We start from the raw sequence: 15,884 nt of genomic DNA on the forward strand, positions 1-15,884 counted from the left end.
CTAAAAAATAGATTTCTTGAGAATATTTATACTTATACTAGCCCTCTGTTTTGCGCAACTTACTGTTGCGCAAAACAGTTTTTTGGCTAAACAGTATTTTGACGATGGTGATTTTGACAAAGCTGTAATCTTTTACGAAAAACTTGTAAAAGAAAACCCTAGACGATCAGATTACCAAACATCCTTAATTAGTTGTTATCAGCAATTAGAACGTTATATCGATGCCGAAAAAGAAATACGCAAGAACCTACATTCGGACAATCCACACCCAGTATATTTTATAGACCTAGGACACAATTACACCTTACAAGGTAACGACGAGGAAGCTACTAAATACTACGACTTAGCTTATGCGCAAGTAGAAGTTAACCCTAGAGACAGTTATGGATTAGCCTATAAATTTCAAGGCTATTCTCTTTTAGACTATGCAGCAAAAACATACTCTAAAGCAATGCAATTAAACCCTGAATTAGATTTTAATTTTCAGTTGGCTCGTATTTATGGTGAACAAGGTAATGTTGATAAAATGTTTTCTAGTTTGCTAAATATTATTGCGAACGATCCGAACAAAATACCCACTGTTATTCGCAGTTTAGATGATTTTATCACAACCGATTCTGACAACCTAAACAATATAATTTTAAGAAAATTAATTCTTAAAAAAGCACAAAGAAATCCGGATATTATCTGGAACGAAATGCTCAGCTGGTTATTTATACAGCAAAAACAATTTAATAGTGCTTTTACGCAAGAAAAGGCTATTTACAAAAGATCTCCAGAAGGTAGCTTAAGAAGATTGCAAACATTAGCGAACATCTGTGTGGATGAAAATGAAAAAGAAATTGCTCAAGAAATTTACAATTACATAGTTATAAATAGCGCGTACCAAGACAACATAAAACTATACGCCGAATTAAAAAGCATTAGCTTAGATTTGGAATTATCTAACAATAAAAACACTGAAGCTGCACAGAAATCTTACGATATACTATTAGAGACCTACGGATACAAAACCAACAGTATAGTGCTTCAAATAGAATACGCTAACTTTTTAGCTTTTCAAAAAAACAACTCAGATGAGGCCATATCAGTCTTAAAAAAGTCTTTAAAACTAGAGCTTAACCGTTATGAAGAAGCTAAGTTAAAAATGTCTTTAGCAGATATTTTAGTCTACAATAAAAGATTTAATGAGGCTTTAATTTATTACACCCAAATACAAAAAGATTTAAAGAACGATATTTTAGCTCAAAATGCACGTTACAAAGTAGCGAAAGCTAGTTTTTACAAAGGAGATTTTGACTGGGCATTGGCGCAGTTAAAAGTACTACGTAGTTCTACATCTCAACTAATTGCTAATGACGCTATGCAATTAAGCCTATTAATTTCTGATAATACACAGCAAGACTCTACTAAAACAGCATTAAAAAAGTATGCTACTGCAGATTTACTGGCTTACCAAAATAAAAGAACAGAAGCTATTATTGTTTTAGATGATATTTTAAAAAACCATAAAGGAGAAAAAATTGAAGATGAAGCCCTCTTAAGGCAAGCAGAATTATTACAGCAAGAAAAAAAATACGAAGAAGCCGAATTTAACTACCTAAAGATTATAGAGTTTTACGGCTCTGGAATACTTGCAGATGATGCACATTATGCCTTAGGAGAATTATACAGAAACATATTATACAATACCGAAAAGGCAAAGTATCATTACGAAAAAATTATATATGGCTACCAAGACAGCTACTATTTTCCGTTAGCTAGAAAAGAGTTTAGAAAACTTAGAGGAGACGCTATTAATTAGTTTTAGCTTTGCAGGCGATAAAAAATTACATCAAACTTAAAAATAATACTATGTACATATACAACGTAACTATAAATGTAGAAGATGAAGTGCACGATACTTGGTTTTCTTGGATGAAAGAAACTCACATTCCTGATATGCTTTCTACAGGTAAATTTACTGGCGCTAAAATGTGTAAAGTTTTAGTTGAAGAAGAAATGGGCGGACTTACATATTCTATACAATATAGCACTCCTAACAAAGAAACTTTAGAAGTATACTACAAAGAAGACGCAGAAAGGTTACGCCAAGAGGCAAACAAACTATTTGCTGGTAAATTTGTAGCTTTTAGAACAGAATTAGAAATTATTGGCGAGGCAGTATTAACTCCAACAAAAGAGTAAACTACTACCCTACTTTGTTTATCTAAGTTTAAATTATATAGTTACATCTATGTCAAAAAAGAAAAAAGAATATTTCAAAAAAAATAAAGCAGAGCGCAGAAGTGATAGCCCGGTTAAGGCTAAAAAACATCTTGGTCAGCATTTTTTGACAGACGAACCCATTGCTCAACAAATAGCAGAAACGTTAACCCATACCGGGTATACTAATGTTATAGAGATTGGTCCAGGAACAGGTGTGCTTACCAAATACATTTTAAAACACAATCTAGATTTAATAGCTATGGATTTAGATAGGGAATCTATAGCGTATTTAAATCAGAATTTTTTATTAGAACATCCAGAGCTACTTAACCGTAAAGGTAGTTTTACTGTTGTAGAAGCCGATTTTCTAAAACAAGACCTATCTACTGTTTTTGAAACAGAACAATATGCTATAACTGGGAATTTTCCGTACAACATATCTACGCAAATAGTTTTTAAAACATTAGAAAACAAAGAGCGCATACCAGAATTTACAGGTATGTTTCAAAAAGAAGTAGCACAACGTATTTGCTCCAAAGAAGGCAGTAAAGCATATGGTATTTTATCTGTACTTACACAAGCCTATTATACAGCAGAATATTTATTTACTGTACCGCCAACTGTATTTAATCCGCCACCAAAAGTAGAATCTGGTGTATTACGATTAACACGTAAAGAAAATTTAGATATTGGTGTAGATGAAAAATTACTATATCGGGTTGTAAAAGCTGTATTTAATCAGCGTAGAAAAACCATTAGAAACAGCTTAAAAACCTTTGAACTTTCTGATGTTTTAAAAGAAGACCCTATCTTTGACAAACGTCCAGAACAATTAGCAGTTGCAGATTTTGTAGCACTTACAAAAAAGATAGCCAATGATACCGTTTAAGTTAACAGACGATTTTTTAGAGCACATAGAAGATTTAATCTCTAATCAAAAAGATACTGGCCTACAGCTTCTTTTAGAAGAGGTACACTATGCGGATATTGCAGAAATTGTTAATGAACTAAATACTGCAGACGCTACTTATATTATTAAATTATTAGAGAGTGATAAAACCTCTGATATTTTAACCGAATTAGATGAAGATGTAAGGGAGTCTATTTTAGCAAACTTGTCTACAAAAGAAATTGCAGAAGAGCTAGATGAATTAGATACAGATGATGCTGCCGATATTATTGCAGAGTTACCACAAAATATTGTACAGGAAGTAATTTCTGAATTAGAAGATAAGGAACACGCAAAAGATATTGTAGATCTTTTACGTTATGATGAATATTCTGCCGGTGGTTTAATGGCCAAAGAACTTGTAAAAGTTAATGTAAACTGGAACGTGCTAACGTGCGTTAAAGAAATGCGTGCACAAGCAGAAAACGTAACTAGAGTACACTCTATTTACGTTGTAGATGATGAAGATAAACTTAAAGGAAGGTTGTCTTTAAAAGACCTACTTACAACATCTACAAAAACACACATAAAAGACGTTTATATACCTAAGGTAGATTCTGTTTCCGTAAATGAGAAACCAGAGGAAATTGCAAAAATAATGTCTAAGTATGACCTTGAAGCTATACCTGTTGTAGATGAAATAGGCAGACTCGTTGGTAGAATTACAATTGATGATATTGTAGATGTTATTAAAGACGAGGCAGACAAGGATTACCAAATGGCTGCAGGTATATCTCAGGATGTAGAAGCAGATGATAGTATTTTAGACTTAACAAAAGCACGTTTACCTTGGCTTATTTTAGGTCTTTTTGGTGGTGTAGGTTCTGCTACCATAATGGGCACTTTTGAAGGCGTTATAAAAGGGCACCTTTCTCTATTATTGTTTACCCCATTAATTGCCGCTATGGCTGGTAATGTTGGTGTGCAGTCTAGTGCAATTGTTGTACAAGGTATTGCTAATGACGACCTAAAAGGAAGTATGATAAATAGACTGATAAAAGAAGTCCTTTTATCAGCATTAAATGGCACCATATTAGCAATTATACTTTTTTGTTTTGCTTGGCTCATGGAGGGCGATGTTAAAATGGCACTTGCCATATCTATATCTCTTATTGCCGTTATAATTGTTGCTGGTATAATTGGCACCTTTGTACCTATCTTTTTACATAAAAGAGGTATTGACCCTGCCATAGCAACAGGACCCTTTATTACTACAAGTAACGATATTTTTGGTATTATTATTTACTTCTCTATTGCTAAAATGTTTTTATAAAACATAGGCCGTACCATTTTTAATATCATCCAAAACAAAAGAACTTTGTACGTTAGAAATTCCTTTTATTACCGATAATTTATCAACGACAAACTGCTGATACTGGTTCATATCATTAACAGCAACCTTTAGCAAAAAATCGTAATTACCAGACACGTGTTGGCACCCCATAATTTCGGGTAGGTTAGCTACTTGGTCCTTAAAGTTATCTATTAACTCCCTAGAATGTGTTGCCAAAGTAATATGGCAATATACTGTTATGGCTTTGTTTACTTTTTTCTCATTAAGTAACGCCACATAACTCTTTATATAATCTTGTTGTTCTAGCTTTTTTATACGCTCAAAAGTTGGGGATACAGTTAGTCCAATTTTATCTGCTATTTCTTTTGTGTTTTGCTTCGCATTTTCTTGCAACAGCATTAGTATCTTTTTGTCTATGGCGTCCATTTCAGTATTTTTTTTTGTGAGAATGATAAATTGATCTTAAAAACAGATATTAATCATTGCCTAAATCAATAGTTACAGAATTATTTATCAAACTAACAACAAAATAAAGACACTTTGCCTGAAAAAACTAATTTTACAGCATTAAAACCTACAATACTACTATGTATCAAAAAATATCAGAAAAAGACACTGAACGTCTTTATAAATTAAAAGAAACCATAGAGCAGGCAAGAGATTCATTTTTAGGTTATCCTGTATCTAAAGATTTTGATTATTCTGAGCTTAGCAGCTTTTTGCAATACCCAATAAACAACTTAGGAGACCCATTTGAAGATGGTACGTACAAAGTACAGACCCACGAAATGGAGAGAGAAGTTGTTAGTTTTTTTGCAAAGTTATTTAGAGCACAACCAACAGATTATTGGGGCTATATTACCAATGGTGGCTCAGAAAGCAATTTATATGGCTTATACTTAGCGCGTGAATTGTACCCAAAAGGAATGGTATATTATTCTGAGTCTACACACTACAGTGTACGCAAAAACATTCATTTGTTAAATATTCCAAGTATCATTATTCGTTCTCAAGAAAACGGAGAAATAGATTATGAAGATTTTGAGAATACCGTTAGACTAAATCGTCATAAACCTGCCATTGTATTAACCACTTTTGGGACTACAATGAAAGAAGCTAAAGACGATGTTACTAAAATAAAAGGCATCTTAAAAAACTTAGCTATACAGGACCATTACATCCATTGTGATGCTGCGCTGTCTGGTACATATGGTGCTTTTATGGAGCCACGCATACCGTTTGACTTTAGAGATGGTGCAGATAGTATATCTATAAGCGGACATAAATTTATTGGTTCACCTATACCCTCTGGCGTTATTATAACCAAGCGCAGCAACAGAGATCGTATTGCAAAAGGAATCTCTTATATAGGATCTTTAGATACCACTATTACAGGTTCTAGAAATGGCCATAGTCCATTATTTTTATGGTATGCACTTAAAAAACTGGGCATAGAAGGCTTAAGAGCTAGATATCAAAAAAGTTTAGAAACTGCAGTTTATTGCGAAAACAGATTAAAAGAAATTGGAGTAAACGCTTGGCGAAATCCAAATTCTATTACTGTCGTATTTCCTAAAACAGCTATAGAAGTAAAACAAAAATGGCAATTGGCTACAGAGGGCGAAGTGGCTCACGTAATTTGCATGCCTAATGTTACAAAAGCACAAATAGATGAATTTATTTATGATATGTCACAAGCCAGTACTATTGAGGAAGAAGAGTTTGAGCTAGATTTTTAGATTAACACTACTAGTTTAGAACCCAAAAGTCAATGGATGTAATTTCCATTGGCTTTTTTTATTGTCAATTGGTTATCTTTATAGAACTACAAAGCAACAACCAATGACAAAAAACCTATTTCAAATTTGTGTTTTATTCCTTTTACTTGGCGCCTGTAAGCCCAAAGAAAAACCAACAAATACAATAGAAAGCAACACTCAAAAAACAACAAAAACCAGCATACCAAAGCTTAACAATACCGCTTTGGTTATTCTAGGAACTGTACAAGATGCAGGATCACCACAAATTGGTTGTAAAAAAGAGTGCTGCAAAGATTTATTCACAAACCCAGACCCGAGCAGAAAAGTAGTTTCGCTAGGAGTTGTAGACACCGAAAACAAAGCGACTTTTTTGTTTGAAGCCACTCCAGATATAGCTGCACAGGTAAGGGCCTTAAAAAACAGTGCTAGTTTTGCTGCAGAAGAAACCCCTACTGGTATTTTTTTAACTCACGCACACATAGGTCATTATGCCGGCTTAATGTATTTAGGTAAAGAAGCTATGAATGCCAATTGCGCTGCAGTTTATGCAATGCCAAAAATGAAAACTTTTTTAGAAAACAATGGCCCTTGGAATCAGCTTGTAGTAAATAAAAACATAGAGATAAAAGCTACCGAAAATAAAAAAACACTAGAACTTACTTCTAATCTAAAAGTAATTCCGTTTACTGTGCCACACAGAGATGAGTTTTCTGAAACCGTAGGGTATACCATAATTGGTCCAAACAAAAGTGCTTTATTTATTCCTGATATTGACAAATGGAACAAATGGGAAAAAGATATTAGTGCTGAAATTGCCAAGGTAGATTATGCGTTTATTGATGCTACTTTTTTTGATGCCGAAGAAATAAACAATAGAGATATATCAGAAATTCCGCATCCGTTTATTGTAGAAAGTATGGCGTTGTTTAAAAAGCTTCCTGCCTCAGAAAAAAGAAAAATTAATTTTATTCATTTTAATCATACAAATCCAGCCTTAAATTTAGAAAGTGCTAAGGCAAAACAAATTATAAAAAACGGATTTAACATTGCAAAGATTAACGGTGTTTACAATTTATAGAAGATCCTATTAATACTATATTTACTCTAAAATTACGATATGAAAATTAAACTGTTTTATCTTTTAGCCTGTGCTCTTTTCACTACACTTACCAATGCACAAACCTATGCTAAAAATGGTATGGTAGTATCAGATAATAGTGCGGCATCTAAAGTTGGCGCAGATATACTTAAAAAAGGTGGTAATGCAATAGACGCTGCAGTTGCAACTGCTTTTGCTTTAGCGATTACACACCCACAAGCGGGTAACATTGGCGGTGGTGGTTTTTTAGTTTTTATGAAATCTAATGGTAACGCTACCACAATAGATTTTAGAGAAAAAGCACCATTAAAAGCTACTACAGATATGTTTTTAGATAAACAAGGCAACTTAATCTCTGGCTCTAACCACAACGGTTTACAATCTGTTGGTGTTCCTGGTACAGTTGCAGGGCTATTTATGGCGCATAAAAAATATGGCACACTACCCTGGAAAACACTGGTACAACCTGCAATTGATTTAGCAGAAAACGGCGTTCCGCTATCTTACACATTATACCAACAAGCATTACACTATAAAAAAGAATCTGAATTTATGGCCAATTATTTTACCAATGAAAAAGGTGAAATAACACAAATGGATGAAATTTGGAAGCAACCCGTACTTGCTGCTACGTTAAAAGAAATTAGAGACAACGGTAAAGACGGATTTTACAAAGGGAAAGTAGCTAAAGAAATTGCTCGTTTTATGAAAAAAAATGACGGCTTAATTACCTTAAAAGATTTAGCAAAATATGAGGCCGTAGAAAGAGCTCCTTTAAAAGGAACTTACAAAGGACACGATATTTTTGTAATGCCACCTCCTAGCTCTGGTGGTGTTGCACTTTTAGAGATGATGAATATTATGGAGCTAGCAGATTTTAACAAAGCCCCTTTTAACTCTACTCCTTACGTACATGTAGTTGCAGAGGCTATGCGTAGAGCTTTTGCAGACAGAGCAGAACACTTAGGAGATCCTGACTTTAATTTAGATATGCCTTTAGCTAAACTTACCTCTAAAGAATTTGCAGAAAACAGATATAAAAATATAGATTTTCAAAAAGCATCACTAAGTGACTCTACTAAATTTGGACAAATTTATGAGGGCAACAACACCACTCATTTATCAATTTTAGACAAAGATGGCAATGCTGTTTCTTTAACCTACACCCTAGAACATTCTTACGGCTCTAGACTAGGAGATCCTAAACTTGGTTTTATTTTTAATAATGAAATGGGCGATTTTAATCCGCAACCAGGCTACACAAACAGCAAAGGCTTAATAGGTTCTGCTGCCAACATTATTAAGCCAGAAAAAAGAATGCTCTCTAGCATGTCTCCAACTATTGTTGCCAAAGATGGCAAAGCTGTTTTGGTTATTGGTAGTCCTGGCGGAAGAACAATTATAAACACGGTTTTTCAGACAGTTTTAAATGTAATTGAGTTTGATATGCCTATACACAAAGCCATTGAAGCAATGAAAATTCATCATCAATGGTTACCAGATCGTATTTTATATGAAAAAGACCTACTATCGCCAGATACTGTAAAAGCACTAGAAGCTATGGGACACACCATGGTAGAACGCGAACACTTAGGTCGTTTAATGGGTATTACTGTAGATGCTGAAAACAATGTTTATATTGGAGCATCAGATTCTTCTAGTCCAGATGGTGGTGCCATAGGTTACTAATTTTAATTCCTTTTTATTTTGAAAACCATCAACCTAAAAGAAAAACAAAGCACGTTTAGCAAACAGTGGCATCCGCATCAAATTGCGGTTGTAGACAATATGCAAGTACTTTTAGCCAAGCTAAAGGGCGACTTTGTTTGGCACGCACACGAGAATGAAGATGAACTTTTTCAGGTTTTAAAAGGCACATTATATATGCAGTTTAGAGACCGTACAGAAATAGTAAAAGAGGGCGAAATAATTGTTGTTCCCAAAGGTGTAGAACATTGTCCACGAACAGAAAATAATGAAGTGGTAGAGGTTTTATTGTTTGAAAAACTATCTACATCACATACCGGAGCCGTTATTGACGAGAAAACACAAACTGAATATCCAAAAATATAATAATGAAAGTATTGCATTTAGATAAAAACCATCCTTTAATAATAGAACAATTTAAAGATTCTGGTTTTACAAACGATGTAGATTATACGGCTACTAAAGAAGAGGTCGAGGCTATTATACATAATTATGACGGCTTAATTATACGCAGTAGATTTCCGCTAGACAAAGCATTTTTAGACAAAGCAACCAATTTAAAATTCATAGGAAGATTAGGCGCTGGCTTAGAAAATATAGACACCGATTACGCTACGCAAAAAGGCATATTTTTAGCCTCTGCGCCAGAAGGCAACCGTAACGCTGTTGGCGAACATACGTTGGGTATGATTTTGTCTTTGTTTAACAAATTAAACAAGGCAGATAACGAAGTGCGCAACGGAAAATGGGACAGAGAAGGCAACCGAGGCATTGAATTAGACGGCAAAACGGTAGGCATAATAGGCTACGGAAATATGGGCAATGCCTTTGCTAAAAAACTACGTGGTTTTGATGTAGACGTTATTTGTTATGACATTAAAGACGGTGTTGGCAATAAAAATGCAACACAAGTATCATTAGAGGAATTACAACAGAAAGCAGATGTATTAAGCTTGCACGTACCACAGTCTAATTCTACCAAAAATATGGTAACATCTGACTTTATAAATGGTTTTAAAAAACAATTTTGGCTGTTTAATACTGCTCGTGGTAAATGTGTTGTAACGGCAGATTTAGTGGCCGCATTAAAAGAAGGTAAAATACTGGGCGCTGGTTTAGACGTTCTTGAATATGAAAAAGCCTCTTTTGAACATATGTTTACAGATAATAAACTCCCTGATGCTTTTGAATACTTGATACATTCTGATAAGGTATTACTTAGTCCGCACGTAGCCGGCTGGACGGTTGAAAGCAAAATTAAACTTGCACAAACCATAGTAGACAAGGTTAAAGCTAAATTTTTGTAATTTTAAAAAGCCAACCTACATAAGAACCAATTATGCAATCTAAAGCAACTAGTCCAGAAGAATACATAAAAGAATTAGCAGAAGAGCGTAAAGAAGCTGTTTCTAAAATTAGAGAAACAATTTTAAAAAACTTACCTGCTGGTTTTACTGAAACTATGAGTTACGGAATGTTGGGCTATGTTGTACCACATTCGTTATATCCAAATGGTTACCATTGCGACCCAAAGCTACCACTACCATTTATGAATGTGGCATCGCAGAAAAACTTTATAGCCTTATATCATTCTGGCATTTACTCGGACCCGGACTTATTAAATTGGTTTACAACCGAATACCCAAAACATTGTAAGCACAAGTTAGATATGGGCAAAAGTTGTGTTCGGTTTAAAAAGACAGGTGATATTCCTTATGAGTTAATTGGTGAGCTCGCCGCTAAAATGACGGTACAGCAATGGATAGATTTATACGAGAAAAACACTAAAAAATAAAACCGATATGAAAAGAGTTACAGGCTTAGGAGGTTTCTTTTTTAAAACAGAAGACCCTGATAAAATTAAACAATGGTATAAAGACAGGCTAGGACTAGATACGGACCAATATGGATGTACATTTTGGTGGAAAGATAAAGAAGGCAATGACGGTACAACGCAGTGGAGTCCAATGAAAAACGATACCACGTATTTTGAACCTAGTACATCTTCTTTTATGATGAATTTTAGAGTACATAATTTAGTAGAATTATTAGACGTTTTAAAAGCAGAAGGTGTTACCGTTATTGGCGAAATAGAAGAATACAGCTATGGTAAATTTGGATGGGTACTAGACCCTGATGGCAATAAGCTAGAATTATGGGAACCAAAAGACGAAGCTTTTAAGTAATAATTAAAAAAAATTACTACATTTAACCCTCAATTAAATTAAACCAACACACACAAAATTATGTCAGAAGAAAACAAAGATTTTGCTGATGAAGTAAAAGAAACAACAAACGAATTTTCAGAAGGAGCAAAAGAAACTGCAAATGAATTCTCTGAAGGTCTAAATAATATGGCTGGTGGAGAAAACAAGAAAATGTTAGCAGGTCTTTTAGCACTTTTTCTAGGTTCTTTTGGAGTTCATAAATTTATTTTAGGATACCAGAAAGAAGGTATTATTTTAGCAGTAACTACAGTGGTAGGTATTATTACAGCCTGCTTTTTAGTGGGGTATTTATTACTTATGGCTACTTGGGTTATCGGTATCATAGAAGGTATTCTGTACCTAACAAAATCTGATGAAGAATTCTACAATACATACCAAGTAGGTAGAAAACCTTGGTTCTAGAACCAAAAAAAACAATACAATATACAAAAAGGCTATCTATTTTATAGATGGCCTTTTTTTAGTTTACAGGCTCATAATTTAAGGGCAATGTATTTGCTATTCTAAGCAATCCCATATCTCCACCAAATAAAACAACGTCTACAGGAGAATGGTTGCCGTAAGCATCTATATAAAAAGGATTTTGAGTAACTACAACAAAAGAATTGCTCCATCTGTTATACAATACATTTAGTCGTTCTAAAGTCTGCTCTACTTTAGTATTGTCATCTCCTATTTTTTCAACATTATAATACGCATAAGGGTCTACTTCTAGACTTTCTTTAAAAATTCTAAAGTTTTCCTCGGTAAGTTTCTTTGTTGATAATGCCCTCATAAAATGCAATGTAGAACCAAAATAAGTGATTTTTCTATTTTTAATATACCGCTGCTTTACCTTACTATTTAACTCTTTAAACAATGCCGTACCAGCATAAAATACAGATCCTGTTAACCTAAAACCATTGATATTAGTTTTATATCGAACCTCAAAATCTTGTAAGTGATACTCCAAAACGTAACCCAGGAATTTATTTTGCACTAGTATTGGCTTTGATGCAAATGCATATAAAACATCTTCTTTTTTACTGTAATACAATCGCACATCATCTTCATTTAAAATTTTACATTTTAATGCTGGTAATGTAGATCCTAAAAACTGATTTCTAAAGATTCGTAATTTCTTTTCCCTACTCCAAGTGTCTGGCTCTAAAATAACCTCGTTTAATTGCTCTACAGCTTCTTGCAAATAAATAGTACCTAAAGAGGTTTTACCAACCGCACTTACTACTTTATTCTTAAACCCAAAGTAAGTTATTACCAAGGATGCGGTTATATTCTTTTCTGTAGAAATACTAAAATAACCATCTGTATTAGTAACCACACCAATAGTTGTACCATCATAAAAAACAGATGCTCCTTGCAATGGTTCTTTACTAACCTCATCTAAGATATAGCCAGTAACTGTATTTTGCGTAAATGCTTGTAAAAAAAGAAGTGCAAATAAAAAAAAGAAACTTGTTTTCATTTGCACTCGTGTTATTCTGTTTGTCCGTTGTGTAGCTTCTGCTCCAATTCTGCCTGAAACTCTTCCATAACAGGCTTTACTGTACTCTCTGGTATATCTGCAATTTTAATATACATTAAACCATCTACAGAGTTATTAAAAAGAGGATCTACATTAAACGCTACAACTTTTGCATTTTGTTTAATGTATTTCTTAATTAAAACTGGCAGTCGTAAATTTCCTGGTTCCACTTCATCAATAAGTCTATCAAACTTATTAAGATCCGCTTCTGTTTCATCAAAAATAAATTCTTTATCTGCGTCTTTTAATTTTACTTTAAATTCTTTTTTAGGTCTAATATATTGAGCCACATACGGGTCCCAGTAATTAGACTTCATAAACTCTATCATTAATGACTTAGAGAAATTAGAAAACTGATTACTTATACTAACACCACCAATTAAATATTTATATTCAGGGTGCCTAAGTGTTGTGTGCACAATACCTTTCCATAATAAAAATAAAGGCATTGGTTTTTGTTGGTATTCTTTTACAATATAAGCTCTACCCATTTCTATGGTTTGCTGCATCATACCATATAATTCTGGTTCTAGTCTAAAAAGATCTTGAACATAAAAACCATCTATACCATATTTTTTAAAAATTTCTGCGCCCATACCCATACGGTATGCTCCTACAATAGCTTTACCATCATCATCCCAAAGAAATAAATGGTGGTAGTAATTATCAAACTCATCTAAATCTATAGCCTTGTTTGTTCCCTCGCCAATAGCTCTAAAAGTAATTTCTCTTTGCCTGCCTATCTCTTGTAAAATGTAAGGCATATCCTCTGCTGTGGCTAAAAACACCTCATAAGATTTACTTTGTAAAAGCCTACAGTCTTTTTTACGCAGTTCTTCAATTTCTTTTTCTATAAGGTCTCTGCTAATAGGAGTTGCTATTTTTTTTGGAGCCTTAGGAATTTTAAGTGTTGTTGGCACTTTATCTATAAGCCTTTCTTTTTCAAAAGCATTAGATAACATATATGTTTTTCTACGCAATAAATCCGTAAAGTCTGCTAAACTCTCGTGCTCCTTCTGCGTTTTTACAGTTATAGGCTGACCAATTCTAACCTTTATAACTCTATTTTTTTGGGTTGTAACCTCAGATGGTAATTTAGCTGTTCTAAAAACATCACTAATTTTAGAAAGCCTGTAAAACAACCTACTATTTTTAGCGTGAAAGTATATTGGAACCACAGGCACTTCTGCTCTTTTAATAAGCTTTAACGCCGTTTCTTCCCAAGGTTTATCTACAATTAGTTTTCCGTCTCTATAAGTAGACACTTCACCAGCCGGAAAAATACCCAATGGGTGTCCGCCTCTTAAGTGTAGCATCGCATTTTTAAATCCGGCTAAACTACTTTTTGCATCTTTTCTAGACTCAAAAGGGTTTACCGGAAGTATGTAAGGAGACATTGGCTCTATTCTGTTTAACAGAAAGTTAGCCATTATTTTAAAATCTTCTCTGTGTTGCAGTAATAACTTTAACAACAAAACACCATCTATACCACCCAACGGATGATTAGATATTGTTATGTATGCGCCATCTTTAGGTAGTCTTTTAAAATCTTCCTCCGGAATCTCAAATTTAATTTGAAAATGCTCTAAAATAGCGTCTAAAAAAACGGTTCCGCTAAGGTGCTTATGATCGTCATAAAAGCTATTAATACTAGATATTTTAGTCACTTTCATTAACAACCAGCCTATAAAAGTACCTATAAAGCCATACTTGTCTACTTTAATAGTTTTTGCAACTTCTTTTGCTGTAACTAATCCCATATATTCTATTGTGATAAACAAATATAACCCAATAGTTTTAATGTAGAACAGTGTCCGTTATTTTAATACAAACAAGCTGCTATTTTACTACTAATTGTACTGTTTCTTTAGCTCTTTGTTCTAGTAAAATTTCTTTTCCGTTTTGTATGCTAGCAATAGCCTCTGGCGTAAAATGACGAATTGTAAACAACGAGACACCCTCTTGGTGTACTACCTTAAATTTGCCCTTTAAAATGTTTAATAAATCCTGCAACCTATCAAACTTATTGTCTACACAAACAGAAAAACTAATAGCAGAATTCTGAATTAAATCTACCTTCATTTTATGGTCGTGTAGCAACTTAAATAGTTCACTTATACTATCTTCTACAATAAAAGAAAAGTCTAACGAAGAAAGTTTCATCAACACTAAATCTCTCTTAATTATAAAACAAGGAACTTTTGGTTCTATACCATTACCCTTACCAACAATAGTTCCTGTATCTAATGGGTTTAAAAAAGATTTTACACGCAACGGAATTTCCTTACGCTGTAATGGTTGTAATGTTTTAGGGTGAATTACGGACGCTCCATAAAAAGCAAGTTCTATTGCTTCTCTGTACGATATTTTGTTTAACAGCTGTGTTTCTTCAAAATACCTAGGATCTGCGTTTAAAACACCAGGCACATCTTTCCAAATAGTTACCTCTGTTGCATTTAGGCAATATGCCAAAATAGCTGCGGTATAATCAGACCCTTCTCTACCTAAAGTAGTCGTAAAATTATTGTCATCACTACCTAAAAAACCCTGTGTTATGTTCAGTTTATTTTTGTCTATCCCAGCAGTAATTCTTTCTTGAGTTTTATCCCAATCTACAATTGCATCTCTGTAATTATCGCTAGTTTTTATAAAATCTCTAACATCTAACCAGTTACTTTTTATGTTTACTTCGTTTAAATAAGCATCTAAAATTGTGGTAGACAATAATTCTCCGTACCCCACAACTTGATCATATACAAAACTGCGTTTTGGAGACTTATTCCAAGCTAAAAAGCCTTGTACTTCATCAAACAAAACCTTAACTCTACCATAAACCTCGTGCTGCGTATTTTCAAAAAGATCGTTTAAAATTTTATTATGAAAATCTACAACCTCTTGTATTGCTGCTGGCAAAGCCGTTTTATCTTTAAAATATGCATTTACAATACTTTCCATTGCATTTGTAGTTTTGCCCATTGCAGAAACTACAACTAGTGTATTTGCATACCCAACTTGTTGCAACACATTTACAATATTCTTTACACCGGTAGCATCTTTTACAGAAGCGCCACCAAACTTAAAAATCTTCATTCTATTTCTTGTATTAAAAACTTA

Annotated in this window: 16 protein-coding genes; 12 read left to right on the forward strand and 4 right to left on the reverse strand. The window is 33.7% G+C overall.

The window, feature by feature from the left end; translation table 11 throughout:
* Positions 1 to 16: 16 nt before the first annotated feature.
* The 4 genes from M4I21_RS12580 to mgtE are packed head-to-tail and all read left to right on the forward strand — an operon-like array spanning position 17 to position 4,430.
* Positions 17 to 1,804: a tetratricopeptide repeat protein gene (locus M4I21_RS12580; protein WP_249559529.1), complete on the forward strand. Its 1,788-nt coding sequence runs from the start codon at positions 17 to 19 to the stop codon at positions 1,802 to 1,804.
* 50 nt (positions 1,805 to 1,854) lie between these two features.
* Positions 1,855 to 2,187 carry a DUF4286 family protein gene (locus M4I21_RS12585; RefSeq protein WP_249559530.1) on the forward strand — a complete coding sequence of 111 codons (333 nt, stop codon included), beginning with the start codon at positions 1,855 to 1,857 and terminating at the stop codon, positions 2,185 to 2,187.
* Between the two features lie 49 nt (positions 2,188 to 2,236).
* Positions 2,237 to 3,097, forward strand: coding sequence for a 16S rRNA (adenine(1518)-N(6)/adenine(1519)-N(6))-dimethyltransferase RsmA (gene rsmA / locus M4I21_RS12590; RefSeq protein ID WP_249559531.1), 861 nt, complete (start codon positions 2,237 to 2,239; stop codon positions 3,095 to 3,097).
* Positions 3,084 to 4,430, forward strand: a complete 1,347-nt coding sequence (mgtE, locus tag M4I21_RS12595; RefSeq protein WP_249559532.1) for a magnesium transporter — start codon at positions 3,084 to 3,086, stop codon at positions 4,428 to 4,430. The genes rsmA and mgtE overlap by 14 nt, the downstream gene beginning before the upstream one ends.
* On the opposite strand, the gene M4I21_RS12600 is transcribed toward mgtE, so the two are convergent.
* Positions 4,425 to 4,877 (reverse strand): Lrp/AsnC family transcriptional regulator, encoded by a 453-nt coding sequence (locus M4I21_RS12600; protein WP_072304400.1) that lies wholly within the window; start codon positions 4,875 to 4,877, stop codon positions 4,425 to 4,427. The two genes, mgtE and M4I21_RS12600, sit on opposite strands and share 6 nt — an antisense overlap.
* Before the next feature lie 161 nt (positions 4,878 to 5,038).
* Here M4I21_RS12600 and M4I21_RS12605 point away from each other — a divergent pair, with 161 nt between their 5' ends.
* From M4I21_RS12605 to M4I21_RS12640, 8 genes are all read left to right on the forward strand, one after another.
* On the forward strand, positions 5,039 to 6,190 hold the full coding sequence (locus tag M4I21_RS12605; protein WP_249559533.1) for a histidine decarboxylase: 1,152 nt from the start codon (positions 5,039 to 5,041) through the stop codon (positions 6,188 to 6,190).
* Between the two features lie 103 nt (positions 6,191 to 6,293).
* On the forward strand, positions 6,294 to 7,289 hold the full coding sequence (locus M4I21_RS12610; RefSeq protein WP_249559534.1) for an MBL fold metallo-hydrolase: 996 nt from the start codon (positions 6,294 to 6,296) through the stop codon (positions 7,287 to 7,289).
* A gap of 39 nt (positions 7,290 to 7,328) precedes the next feature.
* Positions 7,329 to 8,999, forward strand: a complete 1,671-nt coding sequence (gene ggt, locus M4I21_RS12615) for a gamma-glutamyltransferase (protein ID WP_249559535.1) — start codon at positions 7,329 to 7,331, stop codon at positions 8,997 to 8,999.
* Positions 9,000 to 9,017: 18 nt separating this feature from the next.
* The gene (locus M4I21_RS12620) at positions 9,018 to 9,383 is read left to right on the forward strand and encodes a cupin domain-containing protein (protein ID WP_249559536.1); all 366 of its coding nucleotides are present in this window, start codon (positions 9,018 to 9,020) and stop codon (positions 9,381 to 9,383) included.
* Positions 9,384 to 9,385: 2 nt separating this feature from the next.
* Complete coding sequence (locus tag M4I21_RS12625; protein WP_249559537.1) at positions 9,386 to 10,324, forward strand: 2-hydroxyacid dehydrogenase; 939 nt, start codon at positions 9,386 to 9,388, stop codon at positions 10,322 to 10,324.
* A 32-nt stretch (positions 10,325 to 10,356) separates the two neighbouring features.
* Complete coding sequence (locus M4I21_RS12630; protein WP_249559538.1) at positions 10,357 to 10,812, forward strand: DUF1801 domain-containing protein; 456 nt, start codon at positions 10,357 to 10,359, stop codon at positions 10,810 to 10,812.
* A 7-nt stretch (positions 10,813 to 10,819) separates the two neighbouring features.
* Positions 10,820 to 11,203: a VOC family protein gene (locus tag M4I21_RS12635; protein WP_249559539.1), complete on the forward strand. Its 384-nt coding sequence runs from the start codon at positions 10,820 to 10,822 to the stop codon at positions 11,201 to 11,203.
* 60 nt (positions 11,204 to 11,263) lie between these two features.
* Complete coding sequence (locus tag M4I21_RS12640; protein ID WP_249559540.1) at positions 11,264 to 11,647, forward strand: TM2 domain-containing protein; 384 nt, start codon at positions 11,264 to 11,266, stop codon at positions 11,645 to 11,647.
* Between the two features lie 58 nt (positions 11,648 to 11,705).
* Here M4I21_RS12640 and M4I21_RS12645 read toward each other — a convergent pair whose 3' ends face one another.
* From M4I21_RS12645 to M4I21_RS12655, 3 genes are all read right to left on the reverse strand, one after another.
* Positions 11,706 to 12,710 carry a carboxypeptidase-like regulatory domain-containing protein gene (locus M4I21_RS12645; protein ID WP_249559541.1) on the reverse strand — a complete coding sequence of 335 codons (1,005 nt, stop codon included), beginning with the start codon at positions 12,708 to 12,710 and terminating at the stop codon, positions 11,706 to 11,708.
* 11 nt (positions 12,711 to 12,721) lie between these two features.
* Complete coding sequence (locus M4I21_RS12650; RefSeq protein ID WP_249559542.1) at positions 12,722 to 14,530, reverse strand: GNAT family N-acyltransferase; 1,809 nt, start codon at positions 14,528 to 14,530, stop codon at positions 12,722 to 12,724.
* A gap of 79 nt (positions 14,531 to 14,609) precedes the next feature.
* Entirely contained in the window at positions 14,610 to 15,860 is a 1,251-nt protein-coding gene (locus M4I21_RS12655) for an aspartate kinase (RefSeq protein ID WP_249559543.1), read from the reverse strand.
* Between the last annotated feature and the right edge of the window lie 24 nt (positions 15,861 to 15,884).

The sequence above is a fragment of the Cellulophaga sp. 20_2_10 genome (assembly GCF_023476645.1).
In the GTDB taxonomy this organism is placed as follows: domain Bacteria; phylum Bacteroidota; class Bacteroidia; order Flavobacteriales; family Flavobacteriaceae; genus Cellulophaga.

Excerpts from the sequence above, each read along its gene's own strand:
- M4I21_RS12585 (WP_249559530.1), top strand. The coding sequence starts at position 1,855 with ATGTACATATACAACGTAACTATAAATGTAGAAGATGAAGTGCACGAT.
- M4I21_RS12625 (WP_249559537.1), top strand. The coding sequence starts at position 9,386 with ATGAAAGTATTGCATTTAGATAAAAACCATCCTTTAATAATAGAACAA.
- mgtE (WP_249559532.1), top strand. The coding sequence starts at position 3,084 with ATGATACCGTTTAAGTTAACAGACGATTTTTTAGAGCACATAGAAGAT.
- M4I21_RS12645 (WP_249559541.1), bottom strand. The coding sequence starts at position 12,710 with ATGAAAACAAGTTTCTTTTTTTTATTTGCACTTCTTTTTTTACAAGCA.
- ggt (WP_249559535.1), top strand. The coding sequence starts at position 7,329 with ATGAAAATTAAACTGTTTTATCTTTTAGCCTGTGCTCTTTTCACTACA.
- M4I21_RS12635 (WP_249559539.1), top strand. The coding sequence starts at position 10,820 with ATGAAAAGAGTTACAGGCTTAGGAGGTTTCTTTTTTAAAACAGAAGAC.
- M4I21_RS12630 (WP_249559538.1), top strand. The coding sequence starts at position 10,357 with ATGCAATCTAAAGCAACTAGTCCAGAAGAATACATAAAAGAATTAGCA.
- M4I21_RS12655 (WP_249559543.1), bottom strand. The coding sequence starts at position 15,860 with ATGAAGATTTTTAAGTTTGGTGGCGCTTCTGTAAAAGATGCTACCGGT.
- M4I21_RS12605 (WP_249559533.1), top strand. The coding sequence starts at position 5,039 with ATGTATCAAAAAATATCAGAAAAAGACACTGAACGTCTTTATAAATTA.
- M4I21_RS12650 (WP_249559542.1), bottom strand. The coding sequence starts at position 14,530 with ATGGGATTAGTTACAGCAAAAGAAGTTGCAAAAACTATTAAAGTAGAC.
- rsmA (WP_249559531.1), top strand. The coding sequence starts at position 2,237 with ATGTCAAAAAAGAAAAAAGAATATTTCAAAAAAAATAAAGCAGAGCGC.
- M4I21_RS12610 (WP_249559534.1), top strand. The coding sequence starts at position 6,294 with ATGACAAAAAACCTATTTCAAATTTGTGTTTTATTCCTTTTACTTGGC.
- M4I21_RS12640 (WP_249559540.1), top strand. The coding sequence starts at position 11,264 with ATGTCAGAAGAAAACAAAGATTTTGCTGATGAAGTAAAAGAAACAACA.
- M4I21_RS12600 (WP_072304400.1), bottom strand. The coding sequence starts at position 4,877 with ATGGACGCCATAGACAAAAAGATACTAATGCTGTTGCAAGAAAATGCG.